This is a genomic window from Arenibaculum sp. (genome assembly GCF_035998295.1).
Taxonomy (GTDB): Bacteria; Pseudomonadota; Alphaproteobacteria; order Azospirillales; family Azospirillaceae; genus DASYHS01.
Genome location: NZ_DASYHS010000127.1, coordinates 1 through 18,365, shown reverse-complemented (window position 1 = coordinate 18,365; position 18,365 = coordinate 1). Strand labels below are relative to the sequence as shown.

The following is an 18,365-nucleotide window of genomic DNA, read 5'->3' as shown; positions in this document are numbered from 1 at the left end:
CGGCCCCGCTTCGAGGAGCAGCGCCTCGGTGGCGCCGGCCGCCTGCGCCGCCGTCGATCGGAAGAACTCGATCCGCACGACGCCGTCGTCCCCGGCCTCGGCAACCGCATGGCGGACGAAGCTGCGGTCGTCCCGCATCAGGAAGACGGGGATCATCCCGGCCGGGCTCTGGACGGGGATCGGTTCCCCGGACGCCGCAGTCCCGGCATAGGCATGCACGCGGTCATGCGACGCGGTCTGCGGCAGCACGGCCTTGCCGGCCAGCACGAACGCGAACAGCAGGCCGGCGGAGGCGATCAACCCTACCGGCCGCGCGATTGCACGGTTTCGCGCCAGCCGCGCGAGCCCGGCCCAAGTCGAGGTCGGGGTCGAGGTCGGCGTCAGGGCCGCGGTCGGAGTCGGAGCCGCGGTCATGTCGGTCCCGCTCCCGGTATACAAGCCCCGGCGCCACGGCTACATTGGTGGGGCTGCCGTTCACATTTCGGGATCCAAGCGTTGCGAATCCGCCGGCCTTCCCGCGTCTTCGGGTCTCTGGCGTTGTTGCTGCGCCTCTGCGGCACGCTGTTCATGGTCCTATCCACGTACAATCCGACCGGTTGGTCCTTCGTTCACTGGGTCCGTTCGGATTTCCCAGGGCAATGGCTGTTGCAGCTGCCATGCCTCACCTTCTACGCCCTGGGCTACATCCTGCTGTTCAGGGCCATGTTCCGTTCGCTGCGCCTGGGCGGCATCGGCATGACCGTCGCGCTGGAGGGCACGCTGGTCTGGGTGCTCGCCGATGCCGGGCTGGTGACGCTGGACAGCGCCGGCGATCTGGCGACCGTCGCGCTGTACATGCTGGGCGGGCTCTTCGCCGTCGGCATGTCGTGGATCCCCATCTGGACGGGGCTGACCGGCCAAGTGAGCGTGGACAATCTGAACGCCTAGACCGGGCTGAACGCCTGGACCGGGCGCCGATCCGGCGCCGTCACCCTGTCGATGCCCTGCCGCCATGGCTAGGCCTGCCGCACGCGGCGCATCAGCACCGCATTGACCGCGATGAAGATGCAGGCTGCCGCCAGGGCCAGAGCGAGGGACGGCACCGAGCCGGCCGACGCTGAAGTGGGCGCGGCACGCGCGACCGCACTCCCGCCCGGGATCGTCAGCGGTATTGCCGCCGTCTCGGTCCGGCCGTCGATCGTGTAGGCGATCTCGATCTCGTTGCGCCCCCCGGCAAGCTCCGTCGGCTCGCTGGCATAGATGCCCGGCGCGATCTCCTGGACGTCCAGGGGAAGGAAATCGGCCGTGGCGGACACCTCGGCGCCGACGGTCGGCTGGCCGTCGACATAGCGCTGCAGGAAGACGAGAAGCTTGCCGTCCCCGTAGGTGACGACGACCTCCTGGCCGCCCAGCCGGACCTCGGCGCGCGGCGAGACGACGATCGCGCGTTGGGCGGCACCGTGATTGTGACCGTCGCCCGCCCAGGCCGCAGACGCGGCCAGCAGAACGGCTCCGGTCACCGCATGTCCGAGAAAGCGCGGCATCAGCATCCAGCAACCTTGCCCAACATGGGTTAATCCTTTTGTCATAGCGCCGTCAATCGCCTTCCCGCCAATGCGGCCAACCGCCCTGTTCATCGCCTGGAGGCACGCCGGCCGATCCTGGCCAGGCGCCCGCCGATGCGCCGCGCCACGCCCAGCGCGCCGGGCACCAGCCTTGCCGCGACGCCGCCCCCCGCCTCCCCGCCCGCCAGAGCGGCCTGCTCGCGCCGCTCCGAACGCAGGTCGTCGATCAGCCAGCGCCAGAGCCGGACGATCGGGCGCTCGCGCCCGATGCTCCCCGCCAGCCCCCGGCTCAAGGCCAGCATGACCTCGCGATCCCGTTCGATCTGGCGCCGATACCACTGCTCGCGCTCCGGCCCTGGATCGGGGCGGGGGTCGGGACGGGGGTCGGGACGGGGGTTGGGATCGGGCGCTGCCGCCTCCTCGGGGATTTCAGGCGCCACGGTGCCGATCCCGGGCGCCAAGCCCTTTCATCGAGCCGCCGAAACCCTTATCGTTGGTGTTAGCCAATCCGACCGGAGCCGCATCTTGGCCTACGTTGCCTACCTCGTTCCCGTCTTCATCATGCTCATGGGCCTCACGGCGGAAACGATCATCGAGATCTCGGCCGAACTGTCGACCGCGACGCTGATTGAGTCGGACCCGGGTGTGCCGCTGGCCGGCGTGGCGATGCTGTCCGACGGAATCGTCGACATGCGCCCGGAAAGCGCGCTGCCGGCCGACGAGGCCGGGCGCTCCCCCGGCCGGCCGCAGGGCTAGCCCGAACCGCCTCGCACCCGTCATTGGCTGCCGTCCTGCTGCATCTTCTCGCGCAGCGCGGCGCTCGCGATCCCGCTCAACTCCGACACGGCGGCAACCGCGGCCTGGCGCTCGCGGACCGTGTCGAACCATGGCCCCAGCGCCTGCGCGAAGCCCGGCTCGAGAACGGACAGGCTCGTGGCCGCCCCCGTCACATCACCGTCCCGCAGCGCCCAGTCGGCGGCCTCGACGGCCGTGACCGCCGCCTCGACCTCGTAGGGCTGCGCCGACAGGCCGACATAGCGGCCGACCAGGGAAGCGCCGAGATCGTAATAGGTCTGCCGGTCGCCGACCGGCAGACCGGCTGCCTGGGCCAGTTCCGAAAGCCGGCGTCGCAGCGCGTCGGCCGAAGGCAGGCCGGTGCGCGCCGGGCCCGCCAAGCGCTGCAGCAATGCGATCACCTGCGGGTCGTCCGCCGCGAGCGTGTAGACGTTGACCAGTTCCGTCTCGAACGGCGTGCCCGAGGCGGCGGCCGCTTCCAGCTGGGCGACGGCGACGCTGAAGAACGGCGAGCCCACGCCCATCGCCAGCTTCTGCCCGGCCGCCGCGTCCTCGACACGCGCCCGCAGCGCCTCGGCCTCGACCCGCTGCTCGGCGATCTGCCCGCCGAAGGCGGCGTCCGCCTCGATCGCCTGGGCCATTTCGGTATTGAGGGTCCGCAGCGCCTCGTCGAACTGGCCGAGACGCGTATCCACGACGGCGAGACGATCGGCCAGCGGGCCGACGCGCGCGTCGAGCGGTGGGTTCAGCGCGCCGATGGCGAAGACGGCGGCGACCGCCGCGATCGCCCCGACGACGCCGCCCGCGGCGGCGGCCTGGACGACAATGCCGATGCCGGCGGCCGGAGCGGGGGTTTCCGCGGCACCGGCCGGCGTGTGCCCGGCGTCTTCCTGCCGCTTCGGCTCCTCGCCGGCAACCGTCTCGACCTCCGCGACCGCCTTGGCGGACTCGGCTTGGCGCCGCGCCGGATCGCGGGTGACGAGTTCGGCAACGCTCATGATCGGTATCCTCCTTCGCGCATCCTAGTAGGCCTCGGCCGGCACGCCGCCCCTCTGGGCGGACAGAAGTCGGTCGAGCGGCTCGAAGCCGAATCGATGGAACAGCAGGGGCGTCAGCAGGGCGTCCAGCGCGGTCGCGCTGATCAGTCCGCCGAAGACGACCACGGCGACCGGATGCAGGATCTCCTTGCCGGCCTCGCCGGCCCCCATGATCAGCGGTATCAGCGCCACGCCGGCCGAGGTGGCGGTCATGAGGACCGGCACCAGGCGCTCGTTGCTGCCGCGGATGATCAGCCGGCGCCCGAAGCTCTCGCCCTCGTGCAGCACGAGGTTGATGTAGTGGCTGACCTTCAGGATGCCGTTGCGCGTGCTGATGCCGGTCAAGGTGATGAAGCCGACGATGCTGGCGATCGACAGCTCCAACCCCGTGACCTTCAAGGCGATGACACTGCCGACCAGGGCCAGCGGCACGTTGCCCATGATCACACAGGTCAGCACCACCGAGCGGTAGCGCGTGTACAGGATCGCGAAGATCATCGCCACCGAGGCCAGGGCCAGCCCCACGAGCCGCAGCGTCGACTTGGCCTGTTCGGCATAGATGCCTTCGAAGGCCATGAAGTAGCCGGTCGGCACCTTGATCTGCGCCATCATCTCGGCGATCTCGCGCGCGATCAGGTTGCCGTCCGTGCCGTCGCCATTCGCGGTCACGAGGATGCGGCGCTGGTTGTTCTCGCGCAGGATCTCGTTGGGGCCGGTGGTCTCGACGACCCGGGCGATCATCGAGACCGGCACGTGGCCGGACGGCGTGTCGACCAGCAGCCCGGTCAGACCCTCCAGAGAACGCGCCGGATCGGGCAGCCTGATGTCGACCTCGAAGCGCTTGATGCCGTCGACGATCTCCGAGACGACGTTTCCGTTGGTCAGGTTGGCCAGGCGGCGCGCGAGGTCGGCAGGCTGGACGCCGTAGAGCAGCGCGCGTTCCGGATCGACCTGGATCTGGATCTGGGGGACCGGCACCTGCTTCTCGACCGCGACGTCGGTCAGACCCGGCACCGTCTGCAGCCAGCCCTCGACGTCGCGGGCGAGCGTTCGCAGCGTGTCGAGATCGTCGCCGTAGATCTTGATCACGAGTTCCGCGGCGGCACCGGTCAGGATGTGGTCGATCAGCCGGTGCGAGATCGGCTGGCCGATGTTGAACGTCGCCGGAATGCCGCCGAGCCGGCCGCGCACGTCCTCGAGAATGGCGTCGATCCGGCGCCCCGACCAGTCGAGATCGACCTCGATCTCGCTGACATGGACGCCCAGCGCGTGTTCGTCCGCTTCCGAGCGCCCGGTCCGCCGTCCGACCTGCACAACCTCGGGCACCTGCAGCAGCACGCGCTCCGCCGCCGCGGCGATGCGCGCCGATTCCGTCAGCGAAACGCCGGGATCGAGCGTCATGGTCACGACCAGCGTGCCTTCGTTGAAGGGCGGCAGGAACGCGCGCGGCAGCGTCGGCACGACCGCCACGGCGCCGGCCACCATCAAGCCGACCGCGACGAGCACAGGGGTCGGCCGGTCGAGCACCCAGCCGACGGCGCGCGTGTTGAGACGCTTCAGGTGACGGACGACGACGCTCTCCCCTTCGGCCAGGCTGCCCATGCGCGGCAGCAGGTACGAGCACATCACCGGCGTCAGGGTGATCGAGGTGAAAAGGCTGGCCAGGATCGAGACGATGTAGGCGATGCCCAGCGGCGCGAAGAGCTTGCCCTCGATGCCCGGTATCGCGAACAGGGGCACGAACACCAGGACGATGATCAGGGTCGAATAGACGATGCCGGAGCGGACCTCCTGGGAGGCGGCGACGATCACCTCTAGGGCCGGGCGCGGCACCGCCAGCGCACGGTTCTCGCGCAGGCGCCGGAAGATGTTCTCGACGTCGACCACCGCATCGTCGACCAGCTCGCCGACGGCGATCGCGAGGCCGCCCAGCGTCATGGTGTTGATGGTCAGGCCGAACCAGCGGAACACGACGAAGGTCATCAGCACCGAGACCGGGATCGCGGTCAGCGAGATCAGGGTCGTGCGGACGTTGAACAGGAACAGGAACAGGATGACGGCGACGGCGGCGATCGCCTCCATCAGCGCCTGCTCGACGTTGCCGACGGAGGCCTCGATGAAGTCGGACTGGCGGAACAGGATCTCGTCCGCGCGCACGCCTTCCGGCATCGATCTCTGCAAGCCGGCCAGCACCTCCTCCAGCTGGGCCGTCAGGGCGACGGTGTCGGCGTCCGGCTGCTTCTGGACCGACACGATGACTGCGCTCTCGCCCATGTAGCCGGCATCGCCGCGCCGCTGCTTCGGCTCGAACGAGACGTCGGCCACTTGGCGCAGCAGCACCGGCTGGCCGTCGCGCTGGCTGATGACGACGTTGCGCAGGTCCTCGAGGTTCCGGGTGCGCGTCAGGTTGCGGATCAGGAACTCCTGGGAGGCCTGATCGACGAAGCCGCCGGCGGTATTGGAGCTGAAGCTGGTCAGTGCCGCCTCGATCTCGTCGATCGACACCTCCAGGGTGGACATGCGCAGGATGTCCGGCGTCACCCGGTACTGGCGCACCAGGCCGCCGATCGGCACCACGCGGCTGACGCCGGCCACCGCGCGCAGGCGCGGCGCGATCACCCAGTCGGCGATCTCGCGCAGTTCCATCGGGTCGACCGAGTCGCCGGACAGAGCGATCAGCAGGATCTCCCCCATGTAGGAGGAGACCGGCGCCATCAGCGGCTGCACGTCCGGCGGCAGCGACGCCTGGACCGGCGCCAGGCGCTCGGCCACGATCTGGCGGTTGCGGTAGATGTCGGTGTCCCAGTCGAACTCGACGTAGACGATCGACAGGCCGGTGCTCGACACGCTGCGCACGCGCGTCGCCCCGACCGCCCCGCTCATCGCCGATTCGATCGGGTAGCTGACCAGCACCTCGACCTCTTCCGGCGCCAGCCCGGGCGCCTCGGTCAGGATCGTGACCAGCCCCTTGTTGAGGTCGGGCAGCACGTCGATGCGCAGCCCGCCCAGGATGATGCCGCCATAGGCCATCAGGGCGGCGACCGCGACCAGGACGAGAGCCCGGCTCTTGAGGCTGGCATTGACGAGGAACGCGAACATGGCCGCCGCTCACTCGGCTCGCTGATGGACGTGGGGGCCGTCGTGCCGGTACGCCCCCCCGTCCTGCACCCCGTCCGGCACCCCGTCCCGGGCGCCGCCAAAGCGGCGCTCGATCAGCACGGCCGCCAGCGCGGCGGCCGGCACCAGGACGCAGACGATGGCGGCGCCGGTCGGAATGTCCAGGATGGCCGAAGCCACCAGCCCGCCGACATAGCCGAACACGCCGATATTGAAGGCGATGGTCAGCCGCCAGCGCGCCGGCGCGTGCCGGGTCGCCAGCGCCGGCACGATCAGCGAGGCGAACACGAGCAGGACCCCGACGATCTGCACCGAAGCGGTGATGACGACGGCGAAGCCGCCGTAGAACAGGTGGCGTTCGCGCGCCAGATCGCGGAAATACCAGAGAGCCAGGACCGCGGCGTAGATCAGGCCGATGACCAGCAGTTGCAGCGGCGTGACCCAGAGGATCTGCCCGACCAGCAGCGCCTTGAGGTGCTCGGCGCCGTTGGCGCTGTAGGCCAGCAGGATGATCTGGAGCGCCGCGGCGAAGACGTAGAGCACGCCGATGATCGCTTCCTGGATCTCCGGGAAGCGCTTGTCGGTCCAGGTCAGCACGACCGAGCAGGAAAGTGCCGCGGCGACGGCGCAGGCCTGCACCACCAGGCCCGACACGGCCCCCCACATGACGGTTCCGAACACGACGCCGAGCGCTGCGACCTGGGCCAGGGCGATATCGATGAAGATGATGCCCCGGTTCAGGACGATGGCGCCGAGCGGCACGTGAGTCGCCAGGATCAGGAGCCCTGCGACCAGCGCAGGGCCCAGGATGTCGAGACTAAGAGCGTCCACGGCCCTGCAATCCGTCGAGCAGGCGCGCGACCGAGTCTTCATACAGGCTGAAGAGGTCCTTGGCCTCCGGCGTGCCGCCGACGGTGAAGGGCAGATTGACCAGCGGGATGCCCGCCTTGTCGCTGACGAACTTGGACGGGCCGGGATCCTCGTAGGCGGCGTGGATCACGAACTTCATGTCCCGGGCGGGAACCGCCTCGATGACCGCGGCCAGGTGCTGGGGCCCCGGGGGAACGCCGGGCTCCGGCTCGACGGTCGCCGCCGCCTCGACGCCCAGCCACTCCAGCAGGTACAGCGAATGCTCGTGCTGCACCGCGATATTGACGCCCTTGAGCGGCGCCGCCTTTTGCTCCAGCTCGCCGATAAGCGCGTTCATGCGGCCGATGAAAGCCTTGGCGTTCTGGCCGTAGGCGGCCTTGTTCTCCGCGTCCATGACCGACAGCCGCTTGGCGAGCTGGGCCGCGACCTTCAGCACGTTGCGCGGATCGCCCTGGATGTGCGGGTTGCCTTCCTCGTGAAGGTGCCCCTCCTCCTCATCCTCTTCCTCGCCGCCGTGGCTGTCCTCCAGCAGCGTGACGAACGCGCTGGCCAGGAAATGACCGGGCTGGCCCGGTGCGACCCCGGCGTTCCCGGAGCGCTCGATCATCGGCTCGAGCCAAGCATCCTCCAGGCCGGCGCCGGTGCACACGATGAGATCCGCGTCCTTGAGGTCGGCGATCAGGGCCGGCGTCGGCTTGATGGCATCGGGATTGTCCAGCGCCGAGGTGGCGAGAGTGACCTCGACCCCGTCGCCGCCGATCGCCTCGGCCAGCGCGGCCCATTCCGGGACACAGGCGAAGACGTTCAGCTTTGCCTGCGCCGCGCCCAGCGGAGCGGCCGACAGCATGGCGGCCCCGACAGCCAGCGATGCACGGCGGCCGATGGTCGTTTGAATACGTGGAAACCGGAACCGGATCATGCACCCTCGCGCCCGTCACAACTTCGAAAGTCGTCTGTATGGAAACAGGATGCAGGACCTTGCGCGAAAAGTCTACAATTTGGGTAACTCGAATTGATGAGAGCTTTCTTACAGACCACAGGCCCAAATAAACCCTCATGCACACTCAAATTTCTTCCAAATATTTGCGCGAGCTCCAGAGCGGCGCAACACAATACCCCAAAAGTTACTACATAAATAACCCAATTTGGGTAGAAGCGATGCGTCAGGACGTTCAAATGCCGACGGCCATGATTACCGGTTCACCTCGACCGGAACGCTCGCGCATGCGGCGCCGGTTTCATCGTCCAATTCCAGCTATTCACCATGAGAAGCGGAGCGGTCGCACCATGCGCCAAGTGCGACACGGCGCCAGCGCCGCAACAGAGACGCAAGGTCGGGCCCCTCTCCCGGGCAGCGGCGAGTATTCAGGGACGCGCCGTACGCGATTGCGATATGGTTGATGAGAATGAACGTGCACAGTGCTTCCGGTGGAAGAGGCATTTGACACGCTCCAGCATAGCCATGGTGTCCAAAAATCATGCGCGCAGCTTGTCGACGACCCACAAAATCCTGAGGCCCTCAATCTGCGGGAAACGCTGCAAAATCACCTTTTCTCAGAGGTCAAAGGCCTGGATCAAATCTGAAGGCTTGACTGCCATGTAGGTATCCTGTCGGCTGATATCTTGTTGTCGCATCCTAGAGGCTTGCTCGTGGTGCGCTTCACAGCCGACTTATATGTACCTCGCTCCGGAGGAACGAAAAAATTTCTGCTGCCGCGTGGCGAAGAGGCAATGCCGCGGCAGGGCGCCCGTCGCGTGAGCGGCATGCGTGACGGCGCGTTGATGACACGGCGCCCCCTCTGCGATAGAACGGCGCGCGAACGCTGCACAGAGGAAACAGCTTAAATGCCTCGCACCCGTAGAAACGCCCCCAGAGTGACCAACAACGTCATTGAACCCGAGAGCGAGAGCGCCAACGAGGACATCGACACCCCCGAGGGCAATCTTGAGCCGAGCGATGATGATACAGGCATAGACGAGGGTGCCGACGCTGATGCGGAGCTGGGTGAAGCGGATGACGTAGCCGACGCGGACGCTGGTGACCAACTCCGGGCTGGCTATATTCGGGACTACATTTCAGGCAGGCAGGTCCGCGCCACGCCTGAGGAGATTCAGGCCGTTCAGGTTTTTTCCCAACGCTTGGTCGAGGATTTTGGGTATCCGGTCGAGGTGATCACGACACGGCCGCAGTTCAGGGTGAGGGCGCGCCCGTCTGAGGAGCGCGCGCGCAGCTACCCCGTGGACATTGCGGTCTTTGCGGCCGAGCGAAAGCTTGAGGATGACACTTTCATTCTTGTGGAGTGCAAGCGAAAGACGCGGCACGACGGCGAGCGCCAGCTCAAGCTTTACCTGTCCATGTCCTCCGCCCGTATTGGCGTGTGGTTCAACGGTGAGGACCACCTTTATCTTTACAAGAAATACATGCCAGATGGGACAATCGAATTTTCTCCGCTTCCGACGATTCCGAAATTCGGTCAGACCATCGATGACATTGGCCTCTTGCGTCGTCGCGAGCTGACGGTTCCGGTGAATCTCAAGGCGCATTTCCGCGACATCCGTAACCATCTCGCAGGAAACACGGTCGGCATTTCACGCGACCAAGCGCTCGCTGAACAAATCATGTCCCTTCTGTTCTGTAAAATTTATGATGAGTTGAACACGCCTCCCGACGACCTGCCACGCTTTAGAACAGCTGTCGATGAGCCCGCTGATCGCGTACGGGCGCGCATTGATGATCTCTTCCAACACGTGAAGGACGAATATCCTGACGTGTTCCAGGCTCACGAGGTGATCTCACTTGATGCCGACAGTCTCAGGTATGTGGTCGGTGAGCTGCAAAATTTTGCTATCACGGAGAGCACTCGTGACGCGATCGGGGATGCGTTTGAGGTGTTCATAGGGCCGGCGGTGAGAGGTGAGGAAGGACAGTTCTTCACTCCTCGCAACGTCGTTCAGATGCTAGTGCACCTCCTTGACCCGCGCCCCGGAGAAACGGTTATTGACCCTGCCTGCGGTTCTGGCGGTTTTCTGGTAGTGGCGCTTGAGCACATTTGGCGCCAACTCGAGGAGCAGGGCGCCGCGAACGGATGGAGCCCAGCCGTTCTTGAGCGTCGCAAGCGTGATGTAGCCAGCCGGAGCATGCGCGGAATGGACAAGGACGGCTTTCTCACCAAGGTCACCAAGGCCTACATGGCGATCATTGGCGACGGACGTGGGGGCATCTTTTGCGAGGACAGCCTCAACCAGCCAGCCAACTGGTCGGCCATGACTCAGGGTCAGATCAGGCATGGAACATTTGACGTTGTCCTTACCAATCCTCCCTTCGGTTCTAAGATTAAGGTTACTGGACAGCAAAAGCTCTCGCAGTACACCCTTGCGAAGCGCTGGAGGATTCCGAGAGGTGGCGATTGGGTTGAGGAGCAAGGATTCCGAAACGACCAGACGCCACAGATTCTGTTCATCGAACGCTGCATTCAACTCCTGAAGCCGGGCGGAAGGCTTGGTATTGTCCTTCCGGAGAGCATCTTCGGCATGTCGAATTATGGATATGTGCAGAAATATCTCCTCGAAAGGTACAAACTACGCGCATTCATTTCGTTGCCGGAGGAGATTTTTCAGCCGTATACGCATGCTAAAACTTGCGTCGTGATCCTCCAAAACTCTCCGCCGGACGATGAGCCCATTCAAATGGCCATCGCCGATTGGTGTGGTCACGACAGCCGCGGCAACCCGACCGTTCGCCGCGAGGCTGACGGTACTGAGGTCTTGCTGGACGATCTGCCGACCATTGCTGAGCACATGGCGCCGCACCTGCAATGGGTGCCTGCACCTCGTCGGAGATAGAGATGCCCAACCACCTTTCCTTCTCAATCCGCCGGGATCAGCTCACATCCCGCATCCTCATCCCGAAATACTACGACCCCGAACTCACGGAGAGCCTGGGGGTCGCAGAGCAACAGTTCGAGTTGGTCCCACTTCGTGAGCTTCTGGAGCCCGGCGATGCTGGGAGCCGTCTGGGCGATTGGATCAGACGTGAGCACTATGGGAGCGGAGAAATCCCATTCGTGCGAACGAGCGACCTGTCCCACTGGCGCGTCCGCGCGGACTTCAAGAAGGGAGTGTCCGAGGACATCTACCTCGAGTACGCAGCCAAGCAGGATGTCAGGGCAAACGATATCCTCATGGTTGCTCATGGAACCTACCTTGTCGGCGCCGTCGCCATCGTGACCGCCAGCGAGACGCGGATGGTCCTCCAAGATCATGTGTTTCGGCTGAGGCTTTGTGAGGACGCGCCGGTGTCCGCCCACTACCTTTTGGCAGCGCTGACAACATCCTTCTGCCGCAGGCAAATCCGTGCCCGCCAGTTCTCAGCCGACATCATCGACAAGATCGGTGACCGCCATCTCGAAGTTCACGTACCGATCCCGCGGGATCAACGCCTCGTTGATACGGTCAGCACCATGGTTAGAAGCATCGTGGATGGCCAGGACGCGGCTCGACGGGAAATCAGCGCAGTCTGCGACTCCAACATGCGTATGCTCCGCGAGCGCGCGGAGGCCCGCTTCGCATTCGCTGTTCCCGTGGCTGGCATCCGCAACCGTGTCCTGCTGCCAAAGTACTATGACCCTGTCCTCGAGGCGGCATTAACCCAAGCTGAAGCAGCTGACACCGAGCCATGGGTCACGGTGGGTGATCTGGTCGAGCAAGGAATGCTGAGTGCAGCCACCGGGATCGAGGTTGGCAAGCTTGCCTACGGTACCGGGACGATCCCCTTCCTCCGTACGTCGGACATCGCTGACCTTGAGGTGAAGCGCGATCCCAAGCAAGGCGTCAGCGAAGCGATCTACCACGAGCATGCGCTCAAGGCTGCCGTTGAATCCGAGGATTTATTGCTTGTCCGGGATGGCACCTACCTCGTCGGCTCGACAGCCATTGTCGGGGCAGACGTCGGGCGTGCTCTTGTTTGCGGTGGTCTCTACCGGCTCCGCGTTCGCGACCGGGAGCGCCTTGATCCTTATGTTCTACTGGCGTTGCTGAACCACCCGCTTGCGCGCAGGCAGATGAGAGCGCGCCAATTCACGCGCGACGTCATTGATACACTAGGCAAGCGCCTCCTCGAGGTCAAAATTCCTTCTCCCTTTTCGGATTCAGCCCGTGAGAAGGGGCGGCGCCTTGCGGAGGTGATGCAACACAAGACCGAGCTGAAGTCCCAGATCAGCGCTGCGATTGCGCTGTTGGAACCTCCTATCCCGCCAGTCGCGCGCGGGCGTCCAGGGTGGTCAATGCGAGGCTGATCGCGCCAGCTGGGGCAGGTGAGAAAAGTGCTTCTCCGGGGGGGTGCCCCTCCGGAGAAGCGCGCAGCAAGTTTTGCTATGTCATTGAATCGCAAACCAGTTTCGGCGTATTCTTCGCCGCGCGGGTGTCCTCATACTCTTCGCCAATGATCTTGCCTTCCAGCCTCCGAGCCCAATCCTCGGCGGCCTTATGCGCCTCAAAGGTCCAGGTCCCCGCAACTCCGCGGATGCGAATCTTGGCGCAGAAATGGTATGCCCCGCGCTTTTCGATGGTGGCCAAACTGGGCTCTCCCCGCCGGGGCACGCACTGTGCCGCGGCGGGGGTCCCATATTGTCCCAAAAATCGCCAGAAAACTGGAGCGGGTGAAGGGAATCGAACCCTCGTCGTAAGCTTGGGAAGCTTCTGCTCTACCATTGAGCTACACCCGCGACACCCCCTGTTATAGGGGATGCCGGCACCGGTTTCAAGCGGTCGCCGGCATCGTCTCGAGCATGGCGGCACACGGCCAGGGCAGCCCGGGGGCGGCGGCCAACTCCGCCCAGGGGCCGATCATGCCTGCCACGCCGGTCAGCGCGCCGGGGGCCAGCTCCAGGCCGAGCAGGCGGTCGTAGTCGACCGGGCCCGGCATCAGCATGCCGCGCGTCAGGTCGCGCGTGAAGCCGAAGCGGCCGTAATAGGGGGCGTCGCCGACCAGCAGCACGCTGCGCCAGCCCAGCGCCGCCGCGCGCGAGACGCCCATGCGGATCAGCGCCGCGCCGATGCCGGTGCCGCGCTTGCCGGCGGCGATCGCGATCGGCCCGAGGAGGAGCGAGGGCACCATGCTGCCGATCAGGATCGGCCAGAAGCGGATCGTGCCGTCGAGCGCGCCCGTCGCCGCGTCCAGGGAGACGAGCGACAGCCCGTCGACCGGGGCCACGCCCTCGCGCAGGCGGTAGGCGGTCTTGGACAGGCGGTCGGGGCCGAAGGAATCGTCCAGCAGCCGCTCGATCGGCGCGGCATGGGCGGGCTGTTCGAAGGAGATCGTCATGTGGTCGTCTTCCCGGTCGGGAGTGTCGGTGTCATCACCGCACGCCGGCCCGGGAGGCGAACCCGGCAACGCGAGAAAGCTCAGCGTTGCAGGTCCGTGCCATGGGCGGCGGCACGCGGCGTCGAGGCGTGCCGTACCGCGGAAATCCGCGGACGGTGCGTCCTTCGTCGTCGTGTTTCGTGCTGCGGCGACATGGTCGACGGACCAACTTGTTTCTAACGCCGCCCGATATAGCATCATTCGCGGTCCCGGAGAAGGGCCCGCATGCGCGGCATCGCGATTCCGGACGCCGAACGGCGGCCCACCGAGGAGGAAGAATGACCCATTGCGTGCAGACCGTCGCGGCGGCCCTGGCGGGCGCCGTCCTGCTCGCCGGCGCGGCCGCGGCCCAGGCCCCGGAACGGAGCTGGGCGGAGATCGAGGAGGCCGCGCGCGGCCAGACCGTCCATTTCCACGCCTGGGCCGGCGATACCAAGATCAACGACTACATCGCCTGGGCCGGCGCCCAGCTGCGCGAGCGGCACGGCGTCGCGCTCGAGCACGTCAAGGTCTCCGACGTCGGCGAGGCCGTCACCCTCGTGCTGGCGGAGAAGTCCGCCGGCCGCACCGAGGGCGGCCGGGCCGACCTGCTGTGGATCAACGGCGAGAACTTCGCCGCCATGAAGGAGGCCGGGCTGCTGTACGGCCCCTGGGCCGGGCGGCTGCCGAGCTTCGTCCATGTCGATACCGAAGGCAAGCCGACGACGCTGGTCGATTTCACCGTGCCGACCGACGGGCTGGAAGCCCCCTGGGGCATGGCCCAGCTCACCTTCTACTACGACGGCGCCGTCCTCGACGAACCGCCGCGCACGATCCGCGACCTCGGCGCCTGGGCGGCCGCCAATCCCGGACGCTTCACCTACCCCGCCCCGCCCGACTTCACCGGCACCACCTTCCTGAAGCAGGCACTCGTCGAACTGACGCCCGACCCGGCCGTTCTCGCCGGCCCGGTGCCCGACGAGGCCGGCTTCGAGGCGGCGACCGCGCCGCTGTGGCGCTTCCTCGATGCGCTGCACCCGCATCTGTGGCGCGGCGGCGCCAGCTTCCCCGCCAACTACGCGGCGCTCCGCCAGCTCGTCGACGACGGCGAGACCGCGATCGCCTTCGCCTTCAACCCCGCCGAGGCGTCGTCCGCGATCGAGCGCGGCCTGCTGCCGGACACGGTCCGCAGCTTCGTGCTCGACGGCGGCACGATCGGCAACACCCATTTCCTCGCCATCCCCTTCAACGCCGGCGCCAAGGAAGGCGCGATGGTCGCGGCCGAGTTCCTGCTCTCGCCCGAGGCCCAGGCCCGCAAGGCCGACCCCGAGGTCTGGGGCGACCCGACCGTCCTCGCCCCGTCCAAGCTGCCGCCCGAGGACCGGCAGCGGTTCGCGTCCATCCCCCGGGGCCCGGCGCTGCTGGGCCCGGAGGAGCTCGGCCGCGTGCTGCCCGAGCCGCACCCGTCCTGGACGACCCGCCTCGAGGCCGCATGGCTCGACCGCTACAGCCGGTGACCGGACAGTGACCCGGGCCGCCCTTGCGGCCCGGGCCGCCGGGCCGGACGCCGCCCGGCCCGCCCGGCCGCGCTCCCTCGCCTGGGTGCCCGCATTGACGCTGGGCCTGTTCCTCGGGCCGATCGCGGTCGGCCTGGTCGGGACGCTGCTGCCGGCCTTCGGCCTGCTGCCGGCGCTGGGCGCAACCGTGCCGACGCTGCAGCCCTGGCGCGACCTCGCGGCCGCGCCGGGCTTCGCCACCGCGGTCCGGCTGTCGGCCGCGACCGGCCTCGCCTCGACGCTGCTGGCCCTGGCCGTGGCCCTGTCGGTCGCGGCCTGCTGGCACGGCACGCGCTGGTTCCAGGCGCTGCGCGGACTGCTGGCACCGCTGCTGGCGGTGCCGCATGCGGCTTTCGCCGTCGGCTTCGCCTTCCTGGTCGCACCTTCCGGCTGGATCGCGCGCCTGGCATCGCCCTGGGCCACCGGCTGGGAGCGCCCGCCCGACCTGCTGCTGGTCAACGACCCCTGGGGGCTGGCGCTGACGCTGGCCCTGGCGGCGAAGGAGGTCCCGTTCCTGCTGATGATGGTGATCGCGGCGCTGGGGCAGGTGCGGGCGGACCAAGCGCTCACCAGCGCGCGCTGCATGGGCTACGGGCCGGTCGCGGCCTGGCTGAAGACGGTGCTGCCGCTGGTCTGGCCCCAGATCCGCCTGCCGGTCTACGCGGTGCTCGCCTTCTCGCTCTCGGTCGTCGACATGGCCCTGGTGCTGGGGCCGGGCACGCCGCCGACGCTCGCGGTGCTGATCCTGCGCTGGTTCAACGACCCCGACCTGTCGCTGCGCTTCCAGGCGGCGGCGGCGGCCTCGGTGCAGGTAGCGCTCGTCGCGGCGGCGATCGGGCTGTTCCGGACCGCCGAGATGGCGGTCGGACGGCTGCTGCGCGGCTGGGTCGTGTCGGGCCGCAGGGGCGGGCCGGCGACAGGGCTGCGCGTGGCGGCGCTCGCCGGGTTCGGGGCCGTCGCGGCCGCGGCCGGCGGGGCGCTGGCCGTGCTGGCGGTATGGTCGGTCGCGGCGCGCTGGCGCTTTCCCGACGCGCTGCCGGCGGACTGGAACCTCGACCGCTGGACGGACGCCCTGCCGGGGCTCGCCGGGCCCATCGCCAACACCGTGGCCGCCGCGGCGCTGTCGACCGGCATCGCGCTGGCGCTCGTCCTCGGCTGCCTGGAGCACGAGCAGCGGTCGGGCCGGGGCCGACCGACCTCGCGCGGGCTGTGGCTGCTCTACGCGCCGCTGCTGGTGCCGCAGATCGGCTTTCTGTTCGGCGTCCAGGTGCTGCTGGTGCTGGTCGGGCTCGACGGCACCTGGCCGGCGCTGGTGTGGAGCCATCTGCTGTTCGTCCTGCCCTACGTGTTCCTGGCGCTCGCCGACCCGTACCGCGCGCTGGACGAGCGCTACGCCCGTTCGGCGCGCTGCATGGGGGCCTCGCCGGGCCGGGTGTTCCGGACGATCACGCTGCCGCTGCTGGCGCGGCCGATCGCGGTCGCGGCGGCGGTCGGCATGTCGGTCAGCGTCGCCCAGTACCTGCCGACCGTGTTCGCGGGCGCGGGCCGGCTGCCGACCGTGACGACCGAGGCGGTGGCGCTGGCCGGCGGCGGCGACCGCCGCGCGCTCGCGGTCGTCGCCTTCGTGCAGATGCTGCTGCCGCTGCTGGGATTCGCGGCGGCGCTCGCGGCGGGGCGGCGGCGATGAGGGGCTTGGCACTGCACCACGTGTCGCTGTGGATCGACGGGCACCGCCTGCTCGGCCCGCTCGACCTCGCGATCGAGCCCGGCACGGTCGCGGTGCTGACCGGGCCGAGCGGCTCGGGCAAGTCGAGCCTCCTCGCCTGGCTGTGCGGCACGCTCGACCCGGCGATCCGGGCGGAGGGCCGGGTGACGCTGGACGGCAGGGATATCGGCACGCTCGCGCCCGAGCACCGGCGCGTCGGCATCCTGTTCCAGGACGACCTGTTGTTCCCGCACATGAGCGTCGCCGAGAACCTCTCCTTCGGCCTGCCCGCCGGCCTGCGCGGGGGCGGGCGGACGGCGCGCATCGACGAGGCGCTGGCGCTGGCGGGGCTCGCGGGGTTCGGCCCGCGCGACCCCGCGACGCTGTCGGGCGGCCAGCGGGCGCGTGTGGCGCTGCTGCGCATGCTGCTGGCCGAGCCGCAGGCGCTGCTGCTGGACGAGCCTTTCTCGAAGCTCGACCCGGCGCTGCGGAGCCGGCTGCGCTCCTTCGTGTTCGACCATGCCCGCAGCCTCGGCCTGGCGACGCTGCTGGTGACCCACGACCCCGCCGACGCGCGCGAGGCGGACGGTCCCGTGATCGACCTTTCCGGCGGCTGATCGCGCCGGGCGTCGCCTGGACAAGGCCGTCCACCTTTCCTATCTTCTCCTATCTTCAACCGGTCCGCAAAGAGACCGACGCATCCGGGACGCAGGATCCGCTTACCATGTACAGCCAGACCACCCGCTCGATCACGGTGACTGTGCAGCCGGTCTACCTGGACGACCAGTCCTCCCCGACCGAGGGCCATTACGTCTGGGCCTACCACGTCCGGATCGAGAACGCGGGCGGCGAGACGGTGCAGCTCCGCATGCGCCACTGGCGGATCACCGACAGCCATGGCCGCGTGCAGGAGGTGCAGGGCCCCGGCGTCGTGGGAGAGCAGCCCGTCCTGGAGCCCGGCCAGTCGTTCGAATACACCAGCGGGACCCCGCTTTCGGCGCCGTCGGGCATCATGGTCGGCGCCTACCAGATGGAGACGACGCAGGGAGAGCGCTTCGACGTCGCGATCCCGGCCTTCTCGCTCGACAGCCCGCACCAGGAAGTCCGGCTCAACTGACCGCCGGGAAATTCGACGGCCCCGCCTGGGAACAATCGCAGGCGCCTGGCCGAAACACTTGAAACGCGCGCCGGAAACGCCAACCTCGCAGAGTCCGGCGCGAACATCGTGCCGGAATTGCACAAGGCGGCGCCGGCACATGAGACCGGCACACGCGCCGGTATTCAAACCGAAAGGGTTCCGCAGTGACTGTTTCGACGCCCACGCCCGCAGACAACGTCGTTCGCGGTCCGGTCCACCAGCGCCGCGCCGTTTCCGACGAGAGCCGTCCCACCCGCGCCGAG

At 67.7% G+C, this 18,365-nt stretch carries 17 protein-coding genes and 1 tRNA gene; 8 read left to right on the top strand and 10 right to left on the bottom strand.

Annotation, left to right across the window (positions count from 1 at the left end):
* On the bottom strand, nucleotides 1–414 hold a 414-nt coding region (locus VGO20_RS12860; protein ID WP_327502751.1), incomplete at its 3' end, for a hypothetical protein.
* An 81-nt stretch (nucleotides 415–495) separates the two neighbouring features.
* On the opposite strand from VGO20_RS12860, the gene VGO20_RS12855 reads away from it, so the two are divergent.
* Nucleotides 496–927 (top strand): DUF6524 family protein, encoded by a 432-nt coding sequence (locus tag VGO20_RS12855; protein WP_327502750.1) that lies wholly within the window; start codon nucleotides 496–498, stop codon nucleotides 925–927.
* A 68-nt stretch (nucleotides 928–995) separates the two neighbouring features.
* Here the strand turns inward: VGO20_RS12855 and VGO20_RS12850 are convergent, their stop codons facing one another.
* Together VGO20_RS12850 and VGO20_RS12845 are read right to left on the bottom strand one after the other, a co-directional pair.
* Nucleotides 996–1,499, bottom strand: a complete 504-nt coding sequence (locus VGO20_RS12850) for a hypothetical protein (protein WP_327502749.1) — start codon at nucleotides 1,497–1,499, stop codon at nucleotides 996–998.
* A 113-nt stretch (nucleotides 1,500–1,612) separates the two neighbouring features.
* Complete coding sequence (locus tag VGO20_RS12845) at nucleotides 1,613–1,984, bottom strand: hypothetical protein (RefSeq protein WP_327502748.1); 372 nt, start codon at nucleotides 1,982–1,984, stop codon at nucleotides 1,613–1,615.
* An 85-nt stretch (nucleotides 1,985–2,069) separates the two neighbouring features.
* Here VGO20_RS12845 and VGO20_RS12840 point away from each other — a divergent pair, with 85 nt between their 5' ends.
* On the top strand, nucleotides 2,070–2,300 hold the full coding sequence (locus VGO20_RS12840) for a hypothetical protein (protein ID WP_327502747.1): 231 nt from the start codon (nucleotides 2,070–2,072) through the stop codon (nucleotides 2,298–2,300).
* Nucleotides 2,301–2,320: 20 nt separating this feature from the next.
* On the opposite strand, the gene VGO20_RS12835 is transcribed toward VGO20_RS12840, so the two are convergent.
* Genes VGO20_RS12835 through VGO20_RS12820 form a run of 4 tightly spaced genes read right to left on the bottom strand, consistent with a single transcriptional unit; the run spans nucleotide 2,321 to nucleotide 8,210 of the window.
* Nucleotides 2,321–3,337, bottom strand: coding sequence for a hypothetical protein (locus VGO20_RS12835; protein ID WP_327502746.1), 1,017 nt, complete (start codon nucleotides 3,335–3,337; stop codon nucleotides 2,321–2,323).
* Nucleotides 3,338–3,361: 24 nt separating this feature from the next.
* On the bottom strand, nucleotides 3,362–6,475 hold the full coding sequence (locus VGO20_RS12830) for an efflux RND transporter permease subunit (protein WP_327502745.1): 3,114 nt from the start codon (nucleotides 6,473–6,475) through the stop codon (nucleotides 3,362–3,364).
* Nucleotides 6,476–6,484: 9 nt separating this feature from the next.
* Nucleotides 6,485–7,324: a metal ABC transporter permease gene (locus tag VGO20_RS12825; RefSeq protein ID WP_327502744.1), complete on the bottom strand. Its 840-nt coding sequence runs from the start codon at nucleotides 7,322–7,324 to the stop codon at nucleotides 6,485–6,487.
* The gene (locus VGO20_RS12820; protein WP_327502743.1) at nucleotides 7,311–8,210 is read right to left on the bottom strand and encodes a metal ABC transporter substrate-binding protein; all 900 of its coding nucleotides are present in this window, start codon (nucleotides 8,208–8,210) and stop codon (nucleotides 7,311–7,313) included. Before VGO20_RS12820 ends, VGO20_RS12825 begins: the two co-directional genes overlap by 14 nt.
* A 1,028-nt stretch (nucleotides 8,211–9,238) precedes the next feature.
* Between VGO20_RS12820 and VGO20_RS12815 the strand changes: the two genes are divergently transcribed.
* Together VGO20_RS12815 and VGO20_RS12810 are read left to right on the top strand one after the other, a co-directional pair.
* Entirely contained in the window at nucleotides 9,239–11,206 is a 1,968-nt protein-coding gene (locus tag VGO20_RS12815) for a type I restriction-modification system subunit M (RefSeq protein WP_327502742.1), read from the top strand.
* A 2-nt stretch (nucleotides 11,207–11,208) separates the two neighbouring features.
* Complete coding sequence (locus tag VGO20_RS12810; RefSeq protein WP_327502741.1) at nucleotides 11,209–12,657, top strand: restriction endonuclease subunit S domain-containing protein; 1,449 nt, start codon at nucleotides 11,209–11,211, stop codon at nucleotides 12,655–12,657.
* A gap of 76 nt (nucleotides 12,658–12,733) precedes the next feature.
* Here VGO20_RS12810 and VGO20_RS12805 read toward each other — a convergent pair whose 3' ends face one another.
* From VGO20_RS12805 to VGO20_RS12795, 3 genes are all read right to left on the bottom strand, one after another.
* Nucleotides 12,734–12,937, bottom strand: coding sequence for a hypothetical protein (locus VGO20_RS12805; protein ID WP_327502740.1), 204 nt, complete (start codon nucleotides 12,935–12,937; stop codon nucleotides 12,734–12,736).
* 75 nt (nucleotides 12,938–13,012) lie between these two features.
* Nucleotides 13,013–13,086: transfer RNA gene (locus VGO20_RS12800), tRNA-Gly, on the bottom strand.
* A gap of 35 nt (nucleotides 13,087–13,121) precedes the next feature.
* Nucleotides 13,122–13,685 carry a GNAT family N-acetyltransferase gene (locus VGO20_RS12795; protein ID WP_327502739.1) on the bottom strand — a complete coding sequence of 188 codons (564 nt, stop codon included), beginning with the start codon at nucleotides 13,683–13,685 and terminating at the stop codon, nucleotides 13,122–13,124.
* A 317-nt stretch (nucleotides 13,686–14,002) separates the two neighbouring features.
* Here VGO20_RS12795 and VGO20_RS12790 point away from each other — a divergent pair, with 317 nt between their 5' ends.
* The 4 genes from VGO20_RS12790 to apaG all read left to right on the top strand — a co-directional run bounded on the left by VGO20_RS12790 (nucleotide 14,003) and on the right by apaG (nucleotide 18,081).
* Nucleotides 14,003–15,220 (top strand): ABC transporter substrate-binding protein, encoded by a 1,218-nt coding sequence (locus VGO20_RS12790; RefSeq protein WP_327502738.1) that lies wholly within the window; start codon nucleotides 14,003–14,005, stop codon nucleotides 15,218–15,220.
* Nucleotides 15,221–15,227: 7 nt separating this feature from the next.
* The gene (locus VGO20_RS12785; RefSeq protein WP_327502737.1) at nucleotides 15,228–16,946 is read left to right on the top strand and encodes an ABC transporter permease; all 1,719 of its coding nucleotides are present in this window, start codon (nucleotides 15,228–15,230) and stop codon (nucleotides 16,944–16,946) included.
* Nucleotides 16,943–17,581, top strand: a complete 639-nt coding sequence (locus VGO20_RS12780; protein WP_327502736.1) for an ATP-binding cassette domain-containing protein — start codon at nucleotides 16,943–16,945, stop codon at nucleotides 17,579–17,581. Before VGO20_RS12785 ends, VGO20_RS12780 begins: the two co-directional genes overlap by 4 nt.
* Nucleotides 17,582–17,688: 107 nt before the next feature.
* The gene (gene apaG / locus VGO20_RS12775; protein ID WP_327502735.1) at nucleotides 17,689–18,081 is read left to right on the top strand and encodes a Co2+/Mg2+ efflux protein ApaG; all 393 of its coding nucleotides are present in this window, start codon (nucleotides 17,689–17,691) and stop codon (nucleotides 18,079–18,081) included.
* Nucleotides 18,082–18,365 lie beyond the last annotated feature (284 nt).

Excerpts from the sequence above, each read along its gene's own strand:
- VGO20_RS12835 (WP_327502746.1), bottom strand. The coding sequence starts at position 3,337 with ATGAGCGTTGCCGAACTCGTCACCCGCGATCCGGCGCGGCGCCAAGCC.
- VGO20_RS12830 (WP_327502745.1), bottom strand. The coding sequence starts at position 6,475 with ATGTTCGCGTTCCTCGTCAATGCCAGCCTCAAGAGCCGGGCTCTCGTC.
- VGO20_RS12820 (WP_327502743.1), bottom strand. The coding sequence starts at position 8,210 with ATGCTGTCGGCCGCTCCGCTGGGCGCGGCGCAGGCAAAGCTGAACGTC.
- VGO20_RS12810 (WP_327502741.1), top strand. The coding sequence starts at position 11,209 with ATGCCCAACCACCTTTCCTTCTCAATCCGCCGGGATCAGCTCACATCC.
- VGO20_RS12795 (WP_327502739.1), bottom strand. The coding sequence starts at position 13,685 with ATGACGATCTCCTTCGAACAGCCCGCCCATGCCGCGCCGATCGAGCGG.
- VGO20_RS12790 (WP_327502738.1), top strand. The coding sequence starts at position 14,003 with ATGACCCATTGCGTGCAGACCGTCGCGGCGGCCCTGGCGGGCGCCGTC.
- VGO20_RS12780 (WP_327502736.1), top strand. The coding sequence starts at position 16,943 with ATGAGGGGCTTGGCACTGCACCACGTGTCGCTGTGGATCGACGGGCAC.
- apaG (WP_327502735.1), top strand. The coding sequence starts at position 17,689 with ATGTACAGCCAGACCACCCGCTCGATCACGGTGACTGTGCAGCCGGTC.